Annotated in this window: 14 protein-coding genes; 11 read left to right on the forward strand and 3 right to left on the reverse strand. The window is 71.2% G+C overall.

What is annotated here, in order from left to right:
- Positions 1 to 68 precede the first annotated feature (68 nt).
- Positions 69 to 992, forward strand: coding sequence for an HAD family phosphatase (locus ACFWGP_RS09740; protein ID WP_231428844.1), 924 nt, complete (start codon positions 69 to 71; stop codon positions 990 to 992).
- A gap of 4 nt (positions 993 to 996) precedes the next feature.
- Positions 997 to 2,640, forward strand: a complete 1,644-nt coding sequence (locus ACFWGP_RS09745; RefSeq protein WP_231428843.1) for a SulP family inorganic anion transporter — start codon at positions 997 to 999, stop codon at positions 2,638 to 2,640.
- A gap of 28 nt (positions 2,641 to 2,668) precedes the next feature.
- On the opposite strand, the gene ACFWGP_RS09750 is transcribed toward ACFWGP_RS09745, so the two are convergent.
- Both ACFWGP_RS09750 and aspS read right to left on the reverse strand, forming a co-directional pair.
- Complete coding sequence (locus ACFWGP_RS09750) at positions 2,669 to 3,595, reverse strand: formylglycine-generating enzyme family protein (RefSeq protein WP_376930786.1); 927 nt, start codon at positions 3,593 to 3,595, stop codon at positions 2,669 to 2,671.
- Between the two features lie 68 nt (positions 3,596 to 3,663).
- Positions 3,664 to 5,013, reverse strand: coding sequence for an aspartate--tRNA(Asn) ligase (gene aspS / locus ACFWGP_RS09755; RefSeq protein ID WP_231428841.1), 1,350 nt, complete (start codon positions 5,011 to 5,013; stop codon positions 3,664 to 3,666).
- Positions 5,014 to 5,247: 234 nt separating this feature from the next.
- On the opposite strand from aspS, the gene ACFWGP_RS09760 reads away from it, so the two are divergent.
- The 8 genes from ACFWGP_RS09760 to ACFWGP_RS09795 all read left to right on the forward strand — a co-directional run bounded on the left by ACFWGP_RS09760 (position 5,248) and on the right by ACFWGP_RS09795 (position 14,610).
- Positions 5,248 to 6,213, forward strand: coding sequence for a Dyp-type peroxidase (locus ACFWGP_RS09760; RefSeq protein WP_376930787.1), 966 nt, complete (start codon positions 5,248 to 5,250; stop codon positions 6,211 to 6,213).
- A 217-nt stretch (positions 6,214 to 6,430) separates the two neighbouring features.
- Complete coding sequence (locus tag ACFWGP_RS09765) at positions 6,431 to 7,096, forward strand: histidine phosphatase family protein (protein WP_376930788.1); 666 nt, start codon at positions 6,431 to 6,433, stop codon at positions 7,094 to 7,096.
- Positions 7,096 to 7,743 carry a TlpA family protein disulfide reductase gene (locus ACFWGP_RS09770; RefSeq protein WP_376930789.1) on the forward strand — a complete coding sequence of 216 codons (648 nt, stop codon included), beginning with the start codon at positions 7,096 to 7,098 and terminating at the stop codon, positions 7,741 to 7,743. The genes ACFWGP_RS09765 and ACFWGP_RS09770 overlap by 1 nt, the downstream gene beginning before the upstream one ends.
- Position 7,744: 1 nt before the next feature.
- Positions 7,745 to 8,497 (forward strand): cytochrome c biogenesis CcdA family protein, encoded by a 753-nt coding sequence (locus ACFWGP_RS09775; RefSeq protein WP_231428835.1) that lies wholly within the window; start codon positions 7,745 to 7,747, stop codon positions 8,495 to 8,497.
- A gap of 46 nt (positions 8,498 to 8,543) precedes the next feature.
- Positions 8,544 to 10,319: a cytochrome c biogenesis protein ResB gene (locus ACFWGP_RS09780; RefSeq protein WP_376931046.1), complete on the forward strand. Its 1,776-nt coding sequence runs from the start codon at positions 8,544 to 8,546 to the stop codon at positions 10,317 to 10,319.
- A 54-nt stretch (positions 10,320 to 10,373) separates the two neighbouring features.
- Positions 10,374 to 11,408 (forward strand): c-type cytochrome biogenesis protein CcsB, encoded by a 1,035-nt coding sequence (ccsB, locus tag ACFWGP_RS09785; protein ID WP_275506780.1) that lies wholly within the window; start codon positions 10,374 to 10,376, stop codon positions 11,406 to 11,408.
- Between the two features lie 274 nt (positions 11,409 to 11,682).
- Positions 11,683 to 14,265, forward strand: coding sequence for an ATP-binding protein (locus tag ACFWGP_RS09790; RefSeq protein WP_376930790.1), 2,583 nt, complete (start codon positions 11,683 to 11,685; stop codon positions 14,263 to 14,265).
- Positions 14,266 to 14,382: 117 nt separating this feature from the next.
- Entirely contained in the window at positions 14,383 to 14,610 is a 228-nt protein-coding gene (locus ACFWGP_RS09795; RefSeq protein ID WP_376930791.1) for a hypothetical protein, read from the forward strand.
- 115 nt (positions 14,611 to 14,725) lie between these two features.
- On the opposite strand, the gene ACFWGP_RS09800 is transcribed toward ACFWGP_RS09795, so the two are convergent.
- Positions 14,726 to 15,748 (reverse strand): cell wall-binding repeat-containing protein, encoded by a 1,023-nt coding sequence (locus tag ACFWGP_RS09800; RefSeq protein WP_376930792.1) that lies wholly within the window; start codon positions 15,746 to 15,748, stop codon positions 14,726 to 14,728.
- Between the two features lie 421 nt (positions 15,749 to 16,169).
- Here ACFWGP_RS09800 and pulA point away from each other — a divergent pair, with 421 nt between their 5' ends.
- Entirely contained in the window at positions 16,170 to 22,262 is a 6,093-nt protein-coding gene (gene pulA / locus ACFWGP_RS09805) for a pullulanase-type alpha-1,6-glucosidase (RefSeq protein ID WP_376930793.1), read from the forward strand.
- The last annotated feature ends 82 nt before the right edge of the window (positions 22,263 to 22,344 follow it).

Raw genomic sequence — 22,344 nt, forward strand, 5'->3', positions numbered from 1 at the left:
GCTGCCAGAATGGCGGAACGGGGGTGCGGATGCCTCGCGCCCCCGTTCCGCGTTTCGAGAGGATTCCCATGCCGAACGAACTGCCCTCGTGGGCCGACACTCCGACCCGTGCGGCGATCGTGGACTTCGTCGAACGCGTCACCACCGGCCCCGACGCGGTGCCCGAGTCGGAGCGCGTCGCCGTCTTCGACAACGACGGCACGCTGTGGAGCGAGAAGCCCATGCCGACGCAGCTGCACTACATCGTCGAGCAGTGGCGCACCCAGGCTGCGGCCGACCCGTCGCTCGCCGACGAGCAGCCGTACAAGGCGGCGGTGACCGGTGACTTCGCGTGGCTCGGCGGCGCGATCGACAAGCACTACGCGGGCGACGACCGCGACCTGAAGGTCCTCATCGGCGCGCTCGTCGGCGTGACCGCCGGCATGAGCGTCGACGACTACGCGACCTCGGTCACCGAGTTCTACGCGACGGCGAAGCACCTCACCCTCGGCACCCCGTACGCCGACGCCGTCTATGCGCCGATGGTCGAGCTGCTGCGCTACCTCGAGGCGCACGGGTTCTCGGTGTACATCGTCTCGGGCGGCGAGCGCGACTTCATGCGCCCGATGACGCAGCAGAACTACGGCATCCCGCCCGAGCGGGTCGTCGGCTCGGCGTTCGGGCTCTCGTACGACCCCGAGACGCACGAGGTCCGCTACGCCGCCGGTCTCGACGTCTTCGACGACGGCCCCGAGAAGCCGGTGCGCATCTGGAGCCGCATCGGCCGCCGCCCGCTGTTCGCCGGCGGCAACTCGAACGGCGACCAGGCGATGCTCGACTTCACCCGCAAGGGCGGCGGGTTCGCCCTCGTCGTGCACCACGACGACGACACCGATCGCGGCGACATCCCGTACGACAAGGGCGCCGAGAAGGTGCTCGCCGAGGCATCCGCCAACGGGTACGCGGTCGTCAGCGTGAAGCGCGACTGGACCCGCATCTTCCCCCAGGGCTGAACACGTGAGCACGACCGCCCACGCGACCCGACGGTTCCGGCTCTTCCCGACGCTCGCCGGGTATCAGCGCCGCTGGCTCGGCGCCGACCTCATCGCCGGGCTCTCGGCGGGCGCCGTCGTCGTGCCGCAGGCGATGGCCTACGCCACGATCGCGAACCTGCCGGTGCAGCTCGGCCTCTACACCTGCATGGTGCCGATGTTCGTGTACGCGATGCTCGGCGGATCGCGGGCGATGAGCGTGTCGACGACGTCGACGATCGCGACGCTCACGGCGACGACGCTCGTGTCGGCGGGGGTCGCAGCCGGCTCGGACGACCCGGTGCCCGACCTCATCGCGCTGACGCTGATGGTCGGGCTGATCCTGCTGATCGCCCGTGCGGCGAAGCTCGGCTCGCTCGTCGAGAACATCTCGCAGGCGACGATCGTCGGCATCCAGATCGGCGTCGGGGCGACGGTCGCGGTCGGGCAGCTGCCGAAGCTGCTCGGCGAGACCTCCGACGTGTCGGGCGAGGGATTCTTCAGTTCGTTCCTCGCCGCCCTCGAGGCGCTGCCTTCGGCGCACGTGACGACCGTGCTGCTCTCGGTCGCCTCGATCACGGCGATGTTCCTCATGAAGGCGTTCCTGCCGAGGGTGCCGGCGCCGCTCATCGTGGTGGCCGCCGGCATCCTGCTCGTCGCGTTCACCGGCATCGAACAGCAGGGCGTGGAGCTCATCGCCCCCGTGCCGCAGGGCTTCCCGCCCTTCGAGCTGCCGACGTTCGCGAACGTGCTGCCGATGCTGCCGGGCGCCTGCGCGATCGCGATCATGGCGTTCCTCGAGTCGGCGGCGGTGGCGCGCGGCATCCGCCGACAGGGCGAGCCGCAGATCGACAGCAACCAAGAGCTGTTCGCGACGGCGGCGGCGAACACCGTGGGATCGTTCTTCCAGGTGCTGCCGTCCGCCGGCGGGTTCTCGCAGAGCGCCGTGAACCAGGGGGCGGGCGCGCGAACCCAGCTGTCGACGCTCGTGACGGTCGTGCTCGCGGTGCTCGTCGCGCTCTTCCTCGGCCCGGTGCTGAGCCTGCTGCCGCAGGCGACGCTCGCCTCGCTCGTGTTCGTCGCGGTGGTCGGCCTGATCGATTTCGGCTCGCTGGCCAGGTTCTGGCGGATCAGCCACAACGACTTCTGGATCGCGGTGTCGACGGCCGTCGTCGGCCTCACCGCGGGCCTGCTGCTCGCGGTCGCCGTCGGCATCATCGCGACGATGGTCGTCATCCTGCGCGAGCTCAACCGGGTGCGGGTGCGCGTGGGGGAGGCGCGCGACGGCGTGCTGCCGGTGCGCCTGCTCGGGCCGATGTACACCGCGAACGTGCTCGCCTACGAGAACGCCGTGCTCGACGCGGTGCGGGCGCGCGCCGGCGTCACCGCGGTCGCCCTCGAGCTCACCCGGCTCGACGTGGTGTCGGTGACCGTGCTCGACGGGCTCGCCGAGCTCGACCGTGAACTCGCCGGCGACGGCGTCGAGCTGCGCGTCGCGGACGTGCCCGAGGACGGCGCCGCCGCGGCACGCCGCGGGCGCTGGTTCGCCGGGCTCGAGGCGGCGGGCCGCGTCTACCCGACGCTCGACGAAGCGGTCTCGGCGCGGTCGTCGGAGGGTTCGGGCAGCTGACGACGCCCGCCGGGCGCGGTCGATCGAATCAGCCGGCGGTGCGGGCGCAGCGGAAGCCGATGTGCGTCGTGGCCGTGTCGTCGGCCTGCGGCGAGCGGGCGGCGGGGCGGTAGCGCAGGCAGTACTCGGGCGAGCAGAGGTGCGAGCCGCCCTTGAGCACGCGCCGCGGGATGCGCGAACCGGGCTCGGCCGACGCCGCGGCGAGCAGGTTCGGCCGGGCCCCAGCGTCCACCGCGTCGGCCTCGGTGCCCGGCACGATGTGGCGGGGGGTGTAGTAGTCGGTCGTCCACTCCCACACGTTGCCGGCCACGTCGAAGAGGCCGTAGCCGTTCGGCGCGAACGTCTTCACGGGCGAGGTGCCGGCCCAGCCCACGCTCGTCTCGTAGGGGAAGTGCCCCTGCCAGCGGTTCACCATGACCTCGCCGTCGGGAGTCTCGTCGTCGCCCCATGCGAAGCGCGCGCCGTCGAGGCCACCCCGGTGGGCGTACTCGAGCTCGGCCTCGGTGGGCAGGCGTCGGCCGGCCCACTCGGCGTAGGCCGAGGCATCCTCGAAGCTGACCTGCACGACGGGGTGCGTCGGGTGTTCGGCGAGCGCGTCGGGGCCGTCGGCGCCGAAGGGATGCCGCCAGCTCGCGCTCGCGCCCCACCGCCACCACTGGCGCCAGTCGCGCAGGTCGACCCGGCCCGAGGTGGGCGTGAACACGAGGCCGCCCGGCACGAGGTCGGCGGGGTCGGCACCCGGGAAGTCGGCGGGGTCGAGCGGTCGCTCGGCGACGGTCACGTAGCCGGTCGCCTCGACGAAGGCCGCGAACTGCTCGGTCGTCACGGGGTGCTGCTCGAGCTCGAACGCGTCGACCTGCCGTTCGTGCACGGGCGTCTCGTCGGCGTAGAACTCGTTCGAGCCCATGCGGAACGTGCCGCCCTCGATGCGGATGAGCGGGGTGAGGTCGACCATGACTCGAGCCTACGGGCTCGCGGGGATGCGCGACCTCGGCGCCGGCCGGCCGATGGCCCGCCGCGGGACTACGGCAGCAGGCGCGTCGGGCCGCGGAACAGGTACGTCGTCTCGCGGATCGAGTGCTCGTCGAGCATGAGCATCAGCACGCGGGCGAGGCCCATGCCGAAGCCGCCGTGCGGCGGCACGCCGTAGCGGAAGAAGTCGAGGTAGAACTCGAGCTCCTCCGGGTCCATGCCCTTGTCGCGCGCCTGCTCGACGAGCACGTCGATGCGGTGCTCGCGCTGCGCGCCCGTCGAGATCTCGACGCCGTTGTAGATGAGGTCGTACGAGTTCGTCAGCTCCGAGTCATCCGCGTGCCGCATGTGGTAGAACGGCCGGATGCTCGCCGCGTAGTCGGTCAGGAAGACGAAGTCGTGGCCGTACGTCTCCTTGACGTACGCCGAGATCTGGCGCTCGCCCTCGGGGTCCATGTCGGCGTCGGCGCGGGGGATGACGTAGCCGCGGTCGGCGACGATCTGCTTCGCCTCGGCGAGGGGGATGCGCGGGAACGGCCGCGACGGCACCTGGATCTCGAGGTCGAAGAGCTCCTTGATCTCGGCGCCGTGCTTGTCGACGACGGCCTGGAAGCCCGCGACCATGAGCTCCTCATGGAGGTTCATGACGTCTTCGTGCGAATCGATCCAGCTGATCTCGGTGTCGATCGAGGTGAACTCGGTCGCGTGGCGGCTCGTGAACGAGGGGTCGGCGCGGAACGCGGGGCCGACCTCGAACACGCCGCCGAAGCCGGCGGCCTGCGCCATCTGCTTGAAGAACTGCGGGCTCTGCGCGAGGTACGCCTTGCCCTCGAAGTACTCGACCTCGAACAGCTCGGCGCGCGACTCGGAGGCCGATGCCATGAGCTTCGGGGTCTGGATCTCGATGAGGCCCTTCTCGACCCAGACGCCGCGCAGCGCGTGCAGGAACGTCGTCTGGATGCGGAAGATGAGGTTCTGCTTCGGGTGGCGCAGGTCGAGGAAGCGCCAGTCCATGCGCTTGTCGAGGCTCGAGTCTGCTGCGATGGGCGTCTCGGGGTTCGCGGCCGCGACGACGTCGAGCGTGGCGAGCTTCACCTCGATGCCGCCGAGCTTGACGCGCTCGTCGTGCTTGAGCTCGCCGGTCACGGTGATGAACGAGCCGTGCGCGAGGGCCGAGATCGCCTCGGTCGTCGCCAGGCGGGCGGATGCCTCGGCGTCGCCCTGCTGGCTCTCGTCGAGCTCGCGCGTGGCCGGGTTCACCAGCTGCACGGCGCCCGTCTCGTCGCGCAGGATGACGAACTGCACCTTCTTCTGATCGCGAACCGTCTCGACCCATCCGGACACGGTGACGGGGCCGTCGGGCAGGGCGGCGAGGTTCTTGACGAGGGTGCGGTTGTTCACAGCGGGAAAGTCTACTTGAGCAGGGCGATCGCCCGATTCGGCCGGTTTCCCGTCGGTTGAGCAGCGCCGACGAAGTCGACGCCTATCGAATCCTCAGTCGATCGCACGACTTACAGGATGAGCGGACCACCACCCCCGCATGCGAGAGTGGTGGTCCGCTCATCCTGTAAGTGCGTACGGCGCGGCCCCGCTCTAGGGTGGCGGCAGGACTGTCGCTGACGAGGGGAGCACACGATGGATGCCGCAGGCCGCCGAGTCCCGTTCGACGCGCAACAGGTCGACGCGCCGCTGTCGCGTTCGGCCGTCTTCCTCACCGTGACGATCGGCCCGACACCGGAGCAGCTGAAGACCGCACTCGAGGTCGTGGCCGGCATCGACGACCTCGTCAAGTCGGTCGGCTTCCGCGACCTCGGGGCGAACCTCTCGTGCATCGTCGGCATCGGATCCGGCGCCTGGGATCGGCTCGGCCGCAGTGACCGACCCGCGGAGCTGCATCCCTTCGCCGCGATCGCAGGCCCGAAGCACACGGCGCCGTCGACGCCGGGCGATCTGCTGTTCCACATCCGCGCCGAACGCCCCGACTTCTGCTTCGAGTTCGAGCGGCTGCTGTTCGAGCAGCTCGGCGACTCGGTCGAGGTCGTCGACGAGGTCAACGGATTCCGCTACTTCGACGCCCGCGACCTGCTCGGCTTCGTCGACGGCACCGCGAACCCGACGGGGCGCGGCATGGCCGACGCGACCCTCATCGGCGACGAGGACGAGGCGTTCGCCGGCGGCAGCTACGTCGTCGTGCAGAAGTACCTGCACGACCTCGGCACGTGGAACGCGATGACGACCGAACAGCAGGAGGCGGTGATCGGCCGCCGCAAGGCCGACGACCTCGAACTCGACGACACCGAGCCGCAGCGCGCGCACAAGACGCTCGCGACGATCACCGACGACGACGGCAACGAGTTCGACATCCTGCGCGACAACATGCCCTTCGGGAGTCCCGCGGCCGGCGAGTACGGCACCTACTTCATCGGCTACACCCGCCGCCTGTGGGTGATCGAGCGGATGCTGCAGCGCATGTTCCTCGGAGATCCACCGGGGTTCCACGACCGGATCCTCGACGTCTCGTCCGCCGTGACCGGCGCGACGTTCTTCGTGCCGTCGCTGCAGTTGCTGGAGGGGATCGCTGATGGGTTGACCACCTCGTAGAACCCGCTCCAGGGCGTTCCCCCACGCCGCCGTGTGGTCATGCGGTCATCTGGTCGCGTTCTCCGAATCGGGTCTCCGCGGGCCGGGTGGCCTCGAAACGCGTCCTCTTCCGTCGGGCGCTAGGTTTCGATACGGCGCTTCGCCCCTACTCAACCCACTTCTCGACCGACGGAGGTCTCGGCGGATTCAAAGGATGCGGCTCTCTAGACTGGAACCCGTGCCGGCCGAGCAGATACATCTCGTGCGCCATGGCGAGGTGTTCAACCCGCAGGGCGTGCTCTACGGCCGTCTTCCCGGCTACGGGCTCAGCGATCTCGGCCGCGAGATGGCGAAGACCGCCGCCGACGACCTCGTCGCGCGTGGACGCCCCGTCACCTCGCTCATCACGTCGCCGCTGCAGCGCACCCAGCAGTCCGGCGAGCCCATCGCGGCGGCGTTCGGCCTCACCCCGACGCTCGACGACCGGGTCATCGAACCCGAGAACCGCTTCGAGGGCAAACGCATGCGCGGCCCCGGCGGCGCGCTCCGAGACATCCGCAACTGGGGGCTGCTCGTGAACCCCTGGGAGCCGAGCTGGGGCGAGCCGTTCGGCTCGATCGCGGCGCGCATGATGGCCGCCATCGAGGACGCGTGGAACGCGGCCGACGGCGGCGACGTCGTGATCGTGAGCCACCAGCTCCCGATCTGGATGGTGCACCGCCACCTCGCCGGCGCCCGACTCTCGCACGACCCGCGGCGACGACGCTGCGCGCTGTCGAGCATCACGACCCTCGAGATGCAGGGCGCCGCAGGCAGTGCCGCCGGACGCCGCTTCGTCGAGGTCGGGTACACGGATCCCGCGGCGGGACTCGCCGCGCAGGCGACGGATGTGGGTGCGGTGTGATGCGTGTTCGTGCACGTGGTCTCGATACGCGTCGCGCTGCGCGCGGCGCTATTCGACCGACGGTCGGGATCGTCGCGATCGCCGCGGCGACCGCGCTGCTGTTGACGGGCTGCACGAGCGACCCGCTCGCCGACCAGTTCCGCGAGGGCAGCGGCAAGAACTACATCGCCGGTGACGGCAGCATCTCGGAGTTCGACGAGGGCTCGCGCGGCGAGCCCGTCGCGTTCTCGGGCGAGACGGCCGACGGCGACGAGTTCGACTCGGCCGACACCGAGGGCCAGGTCACGGTCGTGAACTTCTGGTACGCGGGCTGCGCGCCGTGCCGGGTCGAGGCGCCCATCCTCGAAGAGGTCTACGATCACTACGGCTCGGGCGAAGAGGATGTCGCATTCGTCGGCGTGAACGTGCGCGACCAGGCCGGCAACGCCAACGCCTTCGAGAAGACCTACGGCGTCGAGTACCCCTCGATCCTCGACGTCGACGACGGCGACGTGCAGCTCGCGTTCGCGGGCGACGTTCCGCCCGCCGCAGTGCCGACGACGCTGGTGCTCGACAAGCAGGGCCGCGTCGCGGCCCGGGTGCTCGGCCAGCTCGAGGACGCGTCGATCCTCCGCGGGCTCGTCGACAGCCTGCTCGAGGAGAACTGACGTGTCGCCCGGCGAGATCGTCTTCAGCGGCCAACTCCTCATCGCGGTGCCGATCGCCCTCGCGGCCGGCGTCATCTCGTTCCTCTCGCCGTGCGTGCTCCCGCTGGTTCCGGGCTACCTCGGCTACATCGGCGGGTTCACGGATGCCTCGGCCGATGCCGCGATCGAACGACGCAACCGCCGTCGCCTGTTGCTCGGCGTGCTGCTCTTCATCGCCGGATTCACGGCGATCTTCCTCATCTACTCCGCGCTCGCGGGCGCGGCGGGCGCGTGGCTGCGCGCCTGGCAGGACCCGATCACGCGCGTGCTCGGCGTCGTGCTCATCGGCATGGGCCTCGTGTTCATCGGCCAGTTCACCTTCATGCAGCGCCAGTTCAAGCCGAGCTGGCGCCCCGCGACGGGGCTCGCGGGGGCACCGCTGCTCGGCGTCGTGTTCGGCCTCGGCTGGACCCCGTGCATGGGCCCGGCCCTCGTCGCCGTGTCCGCGCTGAGCCTCAACAGCGAGTCGGTCTGGCGCGGCGTGCTGCTCGGCCTCGCGTACTGCATCGGCCTCGGCATCCCCTTCCTCCTCGTCGCTCTCGGGTTCGGCTGGGTGACGGGGTCGATGGCGTTCCTGCGCCGACATGTCCGCACCATCAACCTCATCGGCGGCGGCCTGCTCATCGTGATCGGACTGATCATGGTGTCGGGCCTCTGGACCGCGTGGATGAGCGACCTGCAGGGAGTGATGAGTGGCATCGACCTCGTCCTCTGATCGGAAGGGCCCTCGACCGGCTCACGACACGCACGGCGTCGATCCGCTGCGCCCCGCCGATCACTTCGACTCGCCCGAGCCCAAGGCGCCCGCCCCGGGCGACGGCGGCGACGGCATCGCCCAGCCGAAGCTGGGCTTCGTCGGCTGGCTGCGGTTCGGCTGGCGACAGCTCACGAGCATGCGCACGGCGATCCTGCTGCTGCTGCTCCTCGCGATCGCCGCGGTGCCGGGCTCGCTCGTGCCGCAGCGCTCGAGCGACCCGAACGGCGTCACCCAGTACTTCACCGACAACCCCGACCTCGCGCCGGTGCTCGACCGGTTCCAGATGTTCGACGTCTACACGTCGGCCTGGTTCTCGGCCGTGTACCTGCTGCTGTTCGTGTCGCTCATCGGCTGCATCATCCCGCGCACGAAGCACCACTTCGAGGCGCTGCGCGCCCGGCCGCCGCGCACGCCGGCCCGGCTGAACCGCCTTGCGGGCTACACCGAGCGCGCCCTGCCCGACGGCGTCGACGCCGAGACGGCGGTGGCCGAGGCATCCAAGCTGCTGAAGCAGCAGGGGTACCGCGTCGAACCGTACGAACTGCGGGGCGACCCGAGCGTGTCGGCCGAACGCGGGTACCTGCGCGAGACCGGCAACCTCGTGTTCCACACGGCGATGCTCGGCGTGCTCGTCGCCGTCGGCGTCGGCGGCGGGTTCGGCTTCGCCGGCCAGCGCGTCGTCGTCGAGGGGCAGTCGTTCGTCAACACGCTCGCCGCGTTCGACTCGTTCAACCCCGGCCGGTTCTTCAGCGACGCCGAGCTCGACCCGTACAAGCTCTCGCTGGGCGAGCTCGACGCGGTGTACGAGACCGAGAACCAGGACGCGCTCGGCCAGCCCGTCGACTTCACCGCGCACGTCACCGTGACCGACCGCGACGGCACCCTCGAAGAGGGCGCGGTCAAGGTCAACGACCCGCTGCGAACCCACGGCACCGACGTCTACCTGCTCGGCAACGGCTACGCACCGCACGTCGTCGTCCGCGACCCGTCGGGCGAGGTCGTGTTCGACGACGCGGTGCCGTTCCTGCCGCAGGACGCGAACCTGTTCTCGATCGGCGTCATCAAGGTCACCGACGGGCTCGACGAACAGCTCGGCATGATCGGCCTGTTCTACCCGACGCAGGAGACGATGGACAACGGCGCGTCGGCCTCGACGTATCCCGACCTCGTCTACCCGGTGCTGTCGCTCACGGTCTACGAGGGCGACCTCGGCATCGACGCGGGCAAGCCCACGTCGGTCTACACGCTCGACCCGTCGGACATGACGCAGCTGAACGGTCGCAACACCGACGTCGCCTCGATCGAGCTCATGCCCGGGCAGGTGACCGAACTGCCCGGCGGACGCGGCACGGTCGAGTTCGTCGACGACAGCACCGATGCGGCTCCCGCGGTCGAGGTCGCGGCCGACCGGGCCGACGCGGCGCCGACCGACGACCGCTCGTTCGACCAGTCGGTCAAGCGGTTCGCGTCGTTCGACATCCACCACGACCCGACGCAGGGCTGGGTGCTGGTGTTCGCGATCCTCATCCTCGGCGGACTGCTGCTCTCGCTCTTCGTGCCGCGCCGCCGCATGTGGGTGAAGGTCGCCACGCGCCGCGACGGCACCCGCGTGCTCGAGTTCGCCGGCCTCGCGCGCGGCGAGGACCCGAACCTCGAACAGGCCGTCGCCGCGTTCGCCGACCGGCTCGCCGGGCCGGTTCCCGAAGCGGCCGACGACGCCGCGCCGGTGCCGGCGGCCGCCGCCGAATCCCCAGACGACACCGCGAAACCCACGACGTAAGGTAGTCACGTGCCCTCCCTCGACGAAATCTCGGTCCTCTGCGTCTACTCGGCGATGGCCGTGTACGCGATCGCGTTCATCGCGTACGCGATCGACCTCGCGAAGCGCGGTGCTGCGGCCGCGGCGGCGGCAGACGCGGCGGTGGATGCCTCGGCAGAGAGCACGGGCGAACGTGTCGGCGTGCTGCAGGCGGCCGCCGCGGCGAAGGCGTCGACGGCCGGTGCGGCCCCGGTCGCGGCATCCGGTTCGACCGAGTCGCCCGCCGCAGGCCGTCGCTCGCGCTGGAAGAGCGCCGTCGACGACGGTGCGACCGTCGACTACGGGCGTTCGCCGGCGCTGCGCGTCGCGGTCGCGATGACGGTCGTCGCCTGGCTGCTGCACCTCACCGCCGACGTGCTGCGCGGCATCGCCGCCGAGCGCGTGCCGTGGGCCAACATGTACGAGTTCGCGCTCACCGGCACGCTCGTGATCACGACGGTCTATCTCGTCGTGCTGCTGGTCGCGAAGCACGACCTGCGATTCCTCGGCACGTTCGTCACGGGGCTCGTGCTCATCCTGCTCGGCGTCGCGACGGTGAACTTCTACGTCTCGGTCGTGCCGCTGCCGCCGGCACTGCAGTCGGCGTGGCTCGTGATCCACGTGTTCGTGGCGACGACGTCGGTCGGCTTCTTCGCGCTGAGCTTCGCGCTCTCGGTCGTGCAGCTCATGCAGGCGCGACGCGAGTCGCTCGTGGCGAGCGCGCAGGCCGTGAAGAAGAGCTTCCTCGCGACGCTGCCCGACTCGGTCACGCTCGAGACCCTCGCCTACCGGGTCACGATCATCGGCTTCATCCTCTGGACGTTCACCCTCATGGCCGGCGCGATCTGGGCCGAGCGCGCCTGGGGCCGCTACTGGGGCTGGGACACCAAGGAGGTGTGGACCTTCATCATCTGGGTGGTCTACGCCGGCTACATCCACGCGCGCGCGACGCGCGGCTGGCGCGGTTCGCGCTCGGCCTGGCTCGCGATCATCGGCTTCTCGACGGTGCTGTTCAACTTCACCGTGGTCAACCTGTTCTTCAAGGGGCTGCACGCGTACTCGGGTCTCTGATCCCCGCCTCCCCCTCAACGCCTCCGCCCTCCGGCCTCCCCGCCTCTCCCTCCGCCCCTCCCCGCCTCTCCCTCTCAGCGGCGAGTTGCCGAAAAACGCTGCTCATCGCGCCACGAGCAGCGCTTTTCGGCAACTCGGCGCAGGGAGCGGGGCGACAGGCGGCGGGCGACTGTGGCGCGGACCCGCGCGAGCGGGCTCGGGCTCGAGGGGCAGGCAGGGGTGAGTCAGGGCCGCCCCTGTTGCGGAGTCGGCCGCCTGCGGGCACGATCACCCCATGGGCAGGGACCTGCTCGAGCGGGATCGAGAACTCGACGAACTGCGCGGCGCCGCGAGCGACGCGTCGATGGGGCACGGCCGGGTGGTGCTGCTGCACGGCGAGGCCGGCATCGGCAAGTCGAGTCTCGTGAACGCGCTCCGGGCTGATCCGCCCGGAGGCGTGCGGGTGCTGCTCGGCGCGTGCGACGCGATGTCGACACCCCGGCCGCTCGGGCCGCTGCGCGACCTCGAGCACGCGGTCGGCCCGCGACTCGGCGAGGCACTGCGCGCTGGCGACCGCGAGGAAGTGTTCGCGGCCCTGCGCGACGAGCTCTCGGATGCCTCGGGCACGGTGCTCGTCGTCGAGGACGTGCACTGGGCCGACGAGGCGACCCTCGATGCGCTGCGCTACCTCGCGCGACGCATCGACGAACTGCCCGCGGCGCTCGTCATCACCTATCGCGACGAGATCGAACGCGACCACCCGCTGGGCCGGTTGCTCGGCGACCTCGGCCACGGCGACCGGGTCGGGAGGCTCGCGCCCCGCCGGCTCAGCTCGGGCGCCGTGGGCGAGCTCATCGCCGGCAGCGGACTCGACGCCGACCGCGTGTTCGAGACGACTGCCGGCAACCCCTACTTCGTGCGCGAGGTGGTCGCGTCGGCCGACGAATCGGGCGTGCCGCGGACGGTCGTCGACGCCGTCACCGGTCGCCTGCGGCGGCTCGACGCGCTGACGCAGGAGCATGTCGAGCAGCTGGCCGTGGTGCCGTCCTCCGTCGACCCGACGCTGCTCGCGCCGCTCGTTCCCGGCGGCGCCGGGGCGCTTCGTGCAGCCGAGGAGGGCGGCCTGCTCGACGTCAGCCCCGACGGCGTGCGATTCCGCCACGAGCTCACCCGTCGGGCGGTCGTCGACGGACTGCCGGCGTCGCGTCGCATCGAGCTCGAGCACGCGGCGCTCGTCGCACTGCTCGACGTGGGGATCGACGATCCCGCGCGGCTCGTGCACCACGCGGCTGCGGCGGGCGATGTCGACGCGCTCGTCGAGTGGGCGCCGCGCGCGGCCCGCGATGCCGCGGCCTCGGGCGCGCATCGGCAGTCGGCCGCGCACTTCCGCGCGGCGCTCGGCCTCGCCGATCGGTACCGCCCGGCCGACCTCGTCGAGCTCTACGAGGAGCTCGCGATCGAGTCGTACACGATCGGGGCGGCGAGTGCGGCGGTGACCGCGCAGAAGCGGGCGGTCGCGCTCCGTCGTGAGCTCGGCGATGCCCGCAGGCTCGGGGCGAGCCTGCGGTGGCTCTCCCGGTTCGACTGGTTCGACGGTCACCGATCCGACGCCGAGGCCGCCGCCCGCGAGGCCTCCGCGGTGCTCGCCGAGGCGGGCGACCCGAGCCTTCACGCGATGGCACTCAGCAACGAGGCGCAGCTCGCGCTGCTCGCCCACGACACGCACCGGGCCCTCGACCTCGCCGCGCGTGCGATCGCGATCTCGCGCGAGACGGGCGACCGGCGGGTGCTGTCGCATGCCCTCAACAACCACGGCACCGGGTTGCTCTTCATCGGCCTCGAGGAGGGCGTCGGCGAACTGCTCGAGGCCGCCGATGCGGCGCTGTCGATCGACGACATCGAAGACGCGGCGCGCGCGTTCGTGAACCTGGTCTGGGCGCTGCTCGACCAGTACCGGCTCGACGAGGCCGAGCAGCACCTCGCCCGGGCGCTCGAGCTGACCGAGCGGTCGGAGTTCATCGGCTTCGCCACCTACCAGCGGATGGAGCAGGCGCGGCTCGACCTCGCGAGGGCCCGCTGGGACGACGCACTCGCACTCGTCGAGCCGCCACCCGACATGCCGCACGCCCGTTGCGTCGCCCTCACGGTGGCTGGCACCGTGCGCCTCCGGCGCGGCGACGACGGCGCCGACGAGACCCTCGACGAGGCGCACCGGCTGGCCGTCGAGCTCGCCGAACTGCAGCGCCGCGGTCCGGTCGCGGCGGCCAGGGCCGAGGCGGCGCTGCTGCGCGGTGACGCCGACGCGGCGCGTGCGATCGCTCGCCCCGAGTTCGACGAGGCCGAGCGCAGGGAAGCCCGCGCCCTCCGCGCCGAGCTGGCCTGGCTGCTGCGCAGGGCGGGCGACGAGGTCGAGGTGGCCGACGACGATCCCCACCCGTTCGCCGTGCAGGCCCGCGGCGAGTGGCGTCGCGCCGCCGAGCTGTGGCGAGCGTCGGGTGCGCCGTACCACGAGGCGGCCGCACTCGCCGAGAGCCCCGACGAGGCGGATCTCATCGAGGCGATCGCCATCCTCGATCGCATCGGCGCCGTGCCGCTCGCCCGGCGGGTCAGGGCGGAGCTCCGGGACCGGGGCGCCCGGAGCATCCCGCGCGGGCCGTCGAGCCTCACCCGCGCCAACCCGGAGGGACTCACCGAGCGGCAGCTCGGGGTGCTCCGGCTTCTCGCGGAGGGACTCACGAACGCCGAGATCGCCGACCGGCTCGTGGTGTCGGTGCGCACGGTCGACAGCCACGTCGCCGCCGTGCTCGCGAAGCTCGGCGTCGCGTCCAGGCAGGACGCCGTGCGCATCGCGGAGGAGCGGAATCTGCTGTCGGAATGATCTCGGTAGCGCCTACCGGTGATCTCGGTAGTGCTTGCCGATTCCCCGACGATCGCATCGCGGTGGGATGGACTCACGGCCCGCGATGGCGGGAACCGTGAACGACAGGGGATCACCATGAACACCGCACTCGCACCCGCATCGACGGCGCTCAGCCCGGCCCGCCGCCCGATGCTGCTCGGATGGATGGCACGCCGCCTCGCGGGCATCCGCACGGCGGGTGGACGCCGAACCGTGATCGAGCTCGACCGCGACGAGGCCGCACGGCGTCACGAGCTGCGGCAGGAGGCACGACGCCTGCGCGAGGAGCAGTTCCGTGCAGGAGCATTCGCCCGCCTCCTCTGACGAGTACGAGCATCGACCGATCGGGTCGAGGCTCGTCACGTCGACGGCGAACGGCGCCGCCCCCGGGAGGGCGGCGCCGTTCTCTGCGCTGGTGCGGGGTGCTGCGCCGGACGCGTCAGCTGCAGGCCTGCAGCTTCGCGACGCGGTCGGTGAGCACGCCCTTGCCGCCGAGCAGCACGATGCGCTGGGGCTGTGCCTCGAGAAGCGCCTGCTTCACCTTCGCCGGCACGCAGTCGCGCTGAACGAGGTAGAGCGGCCCGGCCGAGCCGTCGTCGAGGTTCGCGGCGAGCGGCCCGCCGGCGAGCGCGTCGGCGAAGCCCGTGCCGACCGCCAGGTAGGCCGTCGAATAATCGATGTTGCCGAAGAACTCCTCGTTCACCGCTGCCCCCGTCGCGTAGCGGTCGACGCCGGCGAGCCGGGGGTGGAGCCGCGGGTACGCGGTCGCCAGCTCCTTCTCGATCGACGACGACACGGCGCCGGTGCCTCCGACGATGAACACGCCGTACGTGACGCCCGAGTCGGCGAAGAGCTGCTTCGTGGCCGTGCCGACCGACCTCGCCTTGCCGTCGACGAGCACGATCGGCATCGTCATGTCGCCGGCGGCGGCGCTCGCTGCGAGGGCGTCGGGGTAGTCGCGCCCCGTGGCGATCGCGGCGACGTCGGCGGAGTAGCCGTCGGCCTCGAAGAAGGCGCGCACGAGGCGGCGGTTGGTGTCGTACCGGTCGCTGCCTGCGATGCGCTGCACCGAACCGAGCTTCGAGAGCGTGGTCGCTACCGACGATCCGACGACGCCGGTGCCGCCCACGATGACGATCTTGCCGGGCTTCAGGCGCTTGATCTCGGCGATCACGCTCGAGGGCACCGAGTTGCGGGTCACTAGCAGGATCGGGCTCTGCATCGCCCCGGCGACGGCGGCGGCACCGAGTGCGTCGGGGAAGTCGGCGCCGGTGGCGATGAACACGTGCGAGACGCCGGGCGCGAACTCCTGCGAGATCTCGACCGCGGTCTGGTAGCGGTCGGCGCCCGCGATGCGTTCGATCTCGGGGGCGTAGGTCGCGGCATTCGCGGGTGCGATACCGACGAAGAGAAGGCTTGCTGCGGCAGCCGTGGCGAGCAGGGCGGAACGGAATCGGGTCATCGGGTTCTCTCGTCTGGATATGGATGGCTCGGGGCGCACCCGATCGTCGAGATTCGGCGTCCGCCCCGCGACGCCCGAGATGCCGGTTCGTCGATCGCGCCGCACGCAGCCTAGGCGCTGCACGGGCGGGGAGCGATGGGGAGCGGTGCCCATGCGGGCGGGGAGCTCATCGGAACGGGCGGCCCATATGGAGACCCGGTGCGACTGCTCTCGAGGGGGCATGGTCTGGTCGGGCGAGTCCTCGACCCCCGAAGAACGACCGATCTTGGCAGCGCTTGCATGGGAGCGGGGTGCGTGAAATCAGCGATCAGGTCGCGCCGAGGCATCCATGTTGTAAACGCTTGCATTTAGGTGCGCGGCGCTGCTACCTTCGCGAGCAGTGTCGGTGGCACGGAGTCGTGCCGGGAATCGGGAGTCAAGGATGACGCAACGCGCGCTCGCTCGCAGGTGGTTCGCCTCAGCGCTGGTGGGAGGGCTCGCCGTCACGGCGCTGAGCTTCGCCCCCGGGCTCGGCCTGAGCGCGGCGGCGGCCGACGACCGCAGCTTCGCCCTCGTCGGCAGCCTGCAGTCCGAACTCGGCTGCGCCGGCGACTGGGCGCCCGACTGCGCCGAGACCGAGCTCGTGCCGACCGCGACCGCAGGCGTCTACGCCGCCGAGTTCACCGTGCCGGCAGGCGCGTGGGAGTACAAGGTCGCCGTGAACGACTCGTGGGACGAGGCGTACGGACTGAACGGCGGAGGCGACAACATCCCGCTGACGGTCGCGGGCGACACGACCGTGCGGGTCGTGTTCGACGACAACCTCAAGAAGGTCGGCCTCGAGCTGACGCAGGCGGCGATGGCCGGCGCCTACGACGAGGCATCCGATGCGACCCTCGTCGCCGCGCCGGTGCGCCAGCCCGGCAGTGACGAGACCTTCTACTTCGTGATGACCGACCGCTTCGCGAACGGCGACCCCGCCAACGACGAGGGCGGGCTGACCGGCGACCGGCTCACGACGGGCTTCGACCCGACCGACAAGGGCTTCTACGAGGGCGGCGACCTCGCGGGCCTCCGCTCGAAGCTCGACTACGTCGAGGGCCTCGGCACGACCGCGATCTGGCTGACCCCGAGCTTCAAGAACCGCCCGGTGCAGGGCGAGGGTGCGAACGCGAGCGCCGGCTACCACGGCTACTGGGTCACCGACTTCACCCAGATCGACCCGCACCTCGGCACGAACGCCGAGCTCGAGGCGTTCATCGCCGACGCGCACGAGCGCGGCATCAAGGTGTACTTCGACATCATCACGAACCACACGGCCGACGTCATCGACTACGAGGAGGGGCAGTACTCGTACATCGACCAGGCGACGAGCCCGTACCTCGACGCCGACGGCACCGCGTTCAAGCCCTCCGACTTCGCCGGGGCCGACACGGGCGCGGACTTCCCCGAGCTCGACGCGGCGACGAGCTTCCCGTACACCCCGAAGCTCTCCGAGGCCGACGCGAACCTCAAGGTGCCGGCCTGGCTCAACGACCCCACGCTGTACCACAACCGCGGCGACTCGACCTGGGAGGGCGAGTCGGTCACCTACGGCGACTTCTCGGGCCTGGACGACCTCATGACCGAGCACCCGACCGTCGTGAACGGCTTCGTCGACGTGTACGACACGTGGATCGACCTCGGCATCGACGGCTTCCGCATCGACACCGCGAAGCACGTGAACTTCGAGTTCTGGCAGCAGTGGGCGACCGAGGTGCAGGACTACGCGCACGCCGCCGGCAAGGACGACTTCTTCATGTTCGGCGAGGTCTACGACGCCGACCCGAAGAAGCTGAGCCCCTACGTGCGCAAGACCGACATGAGCTCGGTGCTCGACTTCACGTTCCAGTCGCAGGCGGTGAGCTTCGCGGCGGGCAACTCGGCGAAGAACCTGCAGTCGCTGTTCGCGGGCGACGACTACTACACGACGCCCGACTCGTCGGCGACGGCGCTGCCGACGTTCCTCGGCAACCACGACATGGGTCGTGTCGGCCACTTCCTGCAGTCGACCGACGCTCCGCTCGAGCGCGACGAGCTCGCGCACGACCTGATGTTCCTCACCCGCGGCCAGCCCGTCGTCTACTACGGCGACGAGCAGGGCTTCGCCGGCACCGGCGGCGACAAGGACGCCCGCCAGTCGCTCTTCGCGAGCCAGGTCGCCGAGTACCAGAACCAGCAGCTCGTGACGGGCGAGCAGGCCGGCAGCGTCGACCGCTACGGCACGGATGCCCCGCTCTACGCGCACATCGCCGCGCTCGCGGAGCTGCGCGAGGCGCACCCCGCCCTCTCGAGCGGTGCGCAGATCGAGCGCTACGTCGACGACGGCGCGGGCGTCTACGCCTTCAGCCGGGTCGACCGCACGGAGAAGGTCGAGTACCTCGTCGCCGCGAACAACGCGAACGAGGCCCGCACGGTGAACGTGCCGACGCTCACGAAGGGCGGCGAGTTCGCGCCCCTCTACGGCACCGACGGCCCGGCGGTCACCGCCGACGCCGACGGCGTGGCCTCGGTCGCCGTGCCCGCGCGCGGCACCGTCGTGCTCCGCGCCGACCGCGGGGTGAGCGCCCCCGACGCGGCGCCCGCGATCACCGTCGCGACGCCCGCCGCGGGCGCCGGCGTGACCGGCGTGAGCGCCGTCGCCGCCGACGTCGACGACGCGACGTGGCAGGAGACGAGCTTCGCGTGGCGCGTCGCCGGCGCGACCGGCGACGACGCATGGCATGCGCTCGGCACCGCTGAGGACACGAGCCCCCGTGTGTTCCACGACACCGCGGGGCTCGCGAAGGGCACGCTCATCGAGTACCGCGCGATCTCGACCGACGCGGCGGGAAACCGCTCGGCGGCCTCGACCTACGCGTCGGTCGGCAACGCCGTGAACCTCGCCGACGGCGGTACGGAGCCCGAGCAGCCGATCGACCTCGTCACGGTGCCCGGTTCGCACAACAGCGAGATGGGCTGCGCGGGCGACTGGGCGCCGGGCTGCGAGGCGGCGAAGCTGACGCTGCGCGCCGACGGCATCTACGCCGGCACCTTCGACGTGCCGGCCGGCGACTACGAGTACAAGGTCGCCCTCAACGGCAACTGGGACGTCAACTACGGCGCCGACGGCGAGCAGAACGGCGGCAACATCGCCTACTCGACCGACGGATCGAAGCCCGTCACCTTCTACTGGAACCCCGCCACGAAGGTCGTCTCCTCGACGGCCGAGGGCCCGGTCGTGACGCTGCCCGGCAGCTTCCAGCAGGAGATCGGCTGCGCGGGCGACTGGGCGCCCGACTGCCTCGCCTCGCTCATGCAGGACGGCGACAAGGACGGCGTCTACACGTTCGCGACCACCGCGATCCCCGACGGCTCGTACGAGGTGAAGGTCGCGCACGGCCTCAGCTGGGACGAGAACTACGGTGCCGGCGGAGCCCCGGGCGGCGCGAACCACACGTTCACCGCGACGGGCGGCAAGCTCGTCGAGTTCCGCTACACGCTCGCCACGCACGCGCTCGAGATCGTCGTGACCGACCCGCCGCTCGCCGGCACCGGCCAGTCGCGTGCGCACTGGGTCGACGAGGACACGCTCGCCTGGCCGGCCGACCTGCTCGGCGGCACGGCGGCCGGGGATGCCTCGTGGTCGATCGAGCACGCGGCCGACGCCGGCCTCGCGGTCGACGACGGCGCGGTGACGGGCGGCGGCGACGCCGTCGAGCTCGAGCTCGACCCCGCCGGGCTCAGCGACGGCCAGCTCGAGCGCTTCCCGGCGCTCGAGGGCTACCTCGCATTGCACCCGGTCGGGCTCGACCGCGCCGAGGTCGCCGGGCTGCTCACCGAGCAGCTCGCGGTCGCGCAGCGGGTCGGCGACGAGCTCACCGCCTTCACGGGCGTGCAGGTGCCGGGCGTGCTCGACGACCTCTACGCCGACGCGCTCGCGTCGACACCGCTCGGCACGAGCTGGTCGGGCAGCGGCGACGCCGTCGCGGCGACGGCGGCCGTCTGGGCGCCGACGGCGCAGTCGGTGAAGCTCGAGCGGTGGGCGGCCGGCGCGACCGGTGACCCCGAGCTCGTCGATGCGGCCTTCGACGCCGAGACCGGAACGTGGGCGGTGCCCGAGGCATCCCTCTCGAAGGGCGACGAGTACCGCTGGCGCGTCGAGGTGTACGCGCCGACGACCGGGAAGATCGAGACCAACTCGGTGACCGACCCGTACTCCGTGGCCCTCACGACGAATTCGGCGCGCTCGGTCGTCGTCGACCTCGACGACCCGGCCCTCGCCCCCGAGCAGTGGGCCGAGACGCCGGCGCCGGTGGTCGAGCGCCCGGTCGACCGTGCGATCTACGAGCTGCACGTGCGCGACTTCTCGATCACCGACGAGACCGTGCCCGAGGCCGAACGCGGCACCTACCGCGCGTTCACGCGCGACTCCGCCGGCACGAAGCAGCTGCGCGAGCTCGCCGACGCGGGCATCAACACCGTGCACCTGCTGCCGACGTTCGACATCGCCACGATCGACGAGCGCCGCGACGCGCAGGCCGTGCCCGACTGCGACCTCGCGTCGTACGGGCCCGCGTCGGCCGAGCAGCAGGCATGCATCGAGCAGGTGCGCGCCGCCGACGGCTTCAACTGGGGCTACGACCCGTACCACTACCAGGCGCCCGAGGGCTCGTACGCCGTCGACGCCGAGGGCGGCGCGCGCGTCGAGGAGTTCCGCGAGATGGTCGGCGCGCTGCACGCCGACGGCCTGCAGGTCGTGCTCGACGAGGTCTACAACCACACGGCCGAGGCGGGACAGGGCGGCAAGAGCGTGCTCGACCGCATCGTGCCCGGCTATTACCAGCGGCTCAACGCGTTCGGCGCCGTCGAGACCTCGACGTGCTGCCAGAACGTCGCGACCGAGCACGAGGCGGCGCAGAAGCTCATGGTCGACTCCGTCGTGCTGTGGGCGAAGCAGTACAAGGTCGACGGGTTCCGGTTCGACCTCATGGGGCACCACTCGAAGGAGAACATGCTCGCGATCCGCGCCGCGCTCGACGAGCTGACGCTCGAGGCCGACGGGGTCGACGGTGCGGCCATCTACCTCTACGGCGAGGGCTGGAACTTCGGCGAGGTCGCGAACAACGCGCTGTTCGAGCAGGCGACGCAGGGCCAGCTCGGCGGCACCGGCATCGGCACCTTCAACGACCGGCTGCGCGACGCCGTGCACGGCGGCAGCCCGGTCGACGGCACATCGACCTTCCAGCAGGGCTTCGGCACCGGCCTCGGCACCGACCCGAACGGACGACCCGGCACGCCGTCGCAGGCCGACCAGCTCGCCGACCTCGGCCACCAGACCGACCTCGTGAAGCTCGGCCTCGCAGGCAACCTGCGGGACTACGAGCTCGAGGATGCCTCGGGCGAGACCGTGCGCGGCGACCAGCTCGACTACCGCGGTGCGCCCGCCGGCTACGCCGACGAGCCCGACGAGGTGATCAACTACGTCGATGCCCACGACAACGAGACGCTCTTCGACCTCTCGGTGTTCAAGCTGCCGCAGTCGACGTCGATGGCCGACCGCGTGCGCATGAACACGCTGTCGCTCGCGACCGTGACGCTCTCGCAGTCGCCCTCGTTCTGGCACGCGGGCACTGAACTGCTGCGATCGAAGTCGCTCGACCGCAACAGCTACGACTCGGGCGACTGGTTCAACCGTGTCGACTGGACCGGGCAGGAGTCGACCTTCGGCTCGGGCCTGCCGGGCGAGGCCGACAACGGCGACAAGTGGCCGATCATGCAGCCGCTCCTCGCCGACCCCGCGCTGAAGCCGACCGCGGCCGACATGGCGGCGGCCGAGGCATCCGCCCTCGACCTGCTGCGCGTGCGCTCGTCGGTCGACCTGCTGCAGCTGGGCTCTGCCGAGCTGATCGAGCAGAAGGTGTCGTTCCCGAACTCGGGGCCCGACGCGACGCCCGGCGTGATCGTGATGCAGGTCGACGACCTCGTCGGCGACGACGTCGACCCCGAGCTCGAGGGCGCGCTCGTCGTCTTCAACGCCTCGCCGACGGCGACCGCGCAGACGGTCGGCGGGCTCGCCGGGCGCGACTTCGCGCTCGCCGAGGCGCAGGCGTCGGGTTCCGACCAGGTCGTCAAGCAGACGACGTGGGATGCCTCGACCGGCACGGTCACGGTGCCCGCTCGCAGCGTCGCCGTGCTCGTCGACGAGCAGCCGCCGCCGGCTGTCGCGACGATCGCCGTCGGCGCTCCGAGCAAGGCGCTCGCGAAGGCCGGTTCGACCGTGAAGTACCTCGGCAAGGTCGTCGCGCTCGACGGCTCGGCGCCGGTCGGCAGCTTCGCGATCTACGAGGGCGACACGAAGCTCGCCGAGATCGAGCTCGCGGCGGGCGACGACGGACGCGTGAACGTCAAGCTTCCGAAGCTGCCCGCCGGCCTGCACCTCGTGCGCGGCGTGTTCACCGGCGGAGACGGTTACGCCGACGCGCAGACCATGCCGGTGCCGCTCGTGCTCTGGTGATCGCTCCGCCGGTCGCGTAGCTCGAACGGCTACGCCTCCGGTGCGCCACACGCACCGGAGGCGTAGCCGCCTGGATGAGGCA

This window comes from Agromyces sp. NPDC127015 (assembly GCF_042725165.1).
GTDB lineage: Bacteria > Actinomycetota > Actinomycetes > Actinomycetales > Microbacteriaceae > Agromyces > Agromyces chromiiresistens.

Coding starts and splice junctions, on each gene's coding strand:
- ACFWGP_RS09740 (WP_231428844.1), top strand. CDS start 69: ATGCCGAACGAACTGCCCTCGTGGGCCGACACTCCGACCCGTGCGGCG.
- ACFWGP_RS09750 (WP_376930786.1), bottom strand. CDS start 3,595: ATGGTCGACCTCACCCCGCTCATCCGCATCGAGGGCGGCACGTTCCGC.
- ACFWGP_RS09760 (WP_376930787.1), top strand. CDS start 5,248: ATGGATGCCGCAGGCCGCCGAGTCCCGTTCGACGCGCAACAGGTCGAC.
- ACFWGP_RS09770 (WP_376930789.1), top strand. CDS start 7,096: ATGCGTGTTCGTGCACGTGGTCTCGATACGCGTCGCGCTGCGCGCGGC.
- ccsB (WP_275506780.1), top strand. CDS start 10,374: ATGGCCGTGTACGCGATCGCGTTCATCGCGTACGCGATCGACCTCGCG.
- ACFWGP_RS09790 (WP_376930790.1), top strand. CDS start 11,683: ATGGGCAGGGACCTGCTCGAGCGGGATCGAGAACTCGACGAACTGCGC.
- ACFWGP_RS09795 (WP_376930791.1), top strand. CDS start 14,383: ATGAACACCGCACTCGCACCCGCATCGACGGCGCTCAGCCCGGCCCGC.
- ACFWGP_RS09800 (WP_376930792.1), bottom strand. CDS start 15,748: ATGACCCGATTCCGTTCCGCCCTGCTCGCCACGGCTGCCGCAGCAAGC.
- pulA (WP_376930793.1), top strand. CDS start 16,170: ATGACGCAACGCGCGCTCGCTCGCAGGTGGTTCGCCTCAGCGCTGGTG.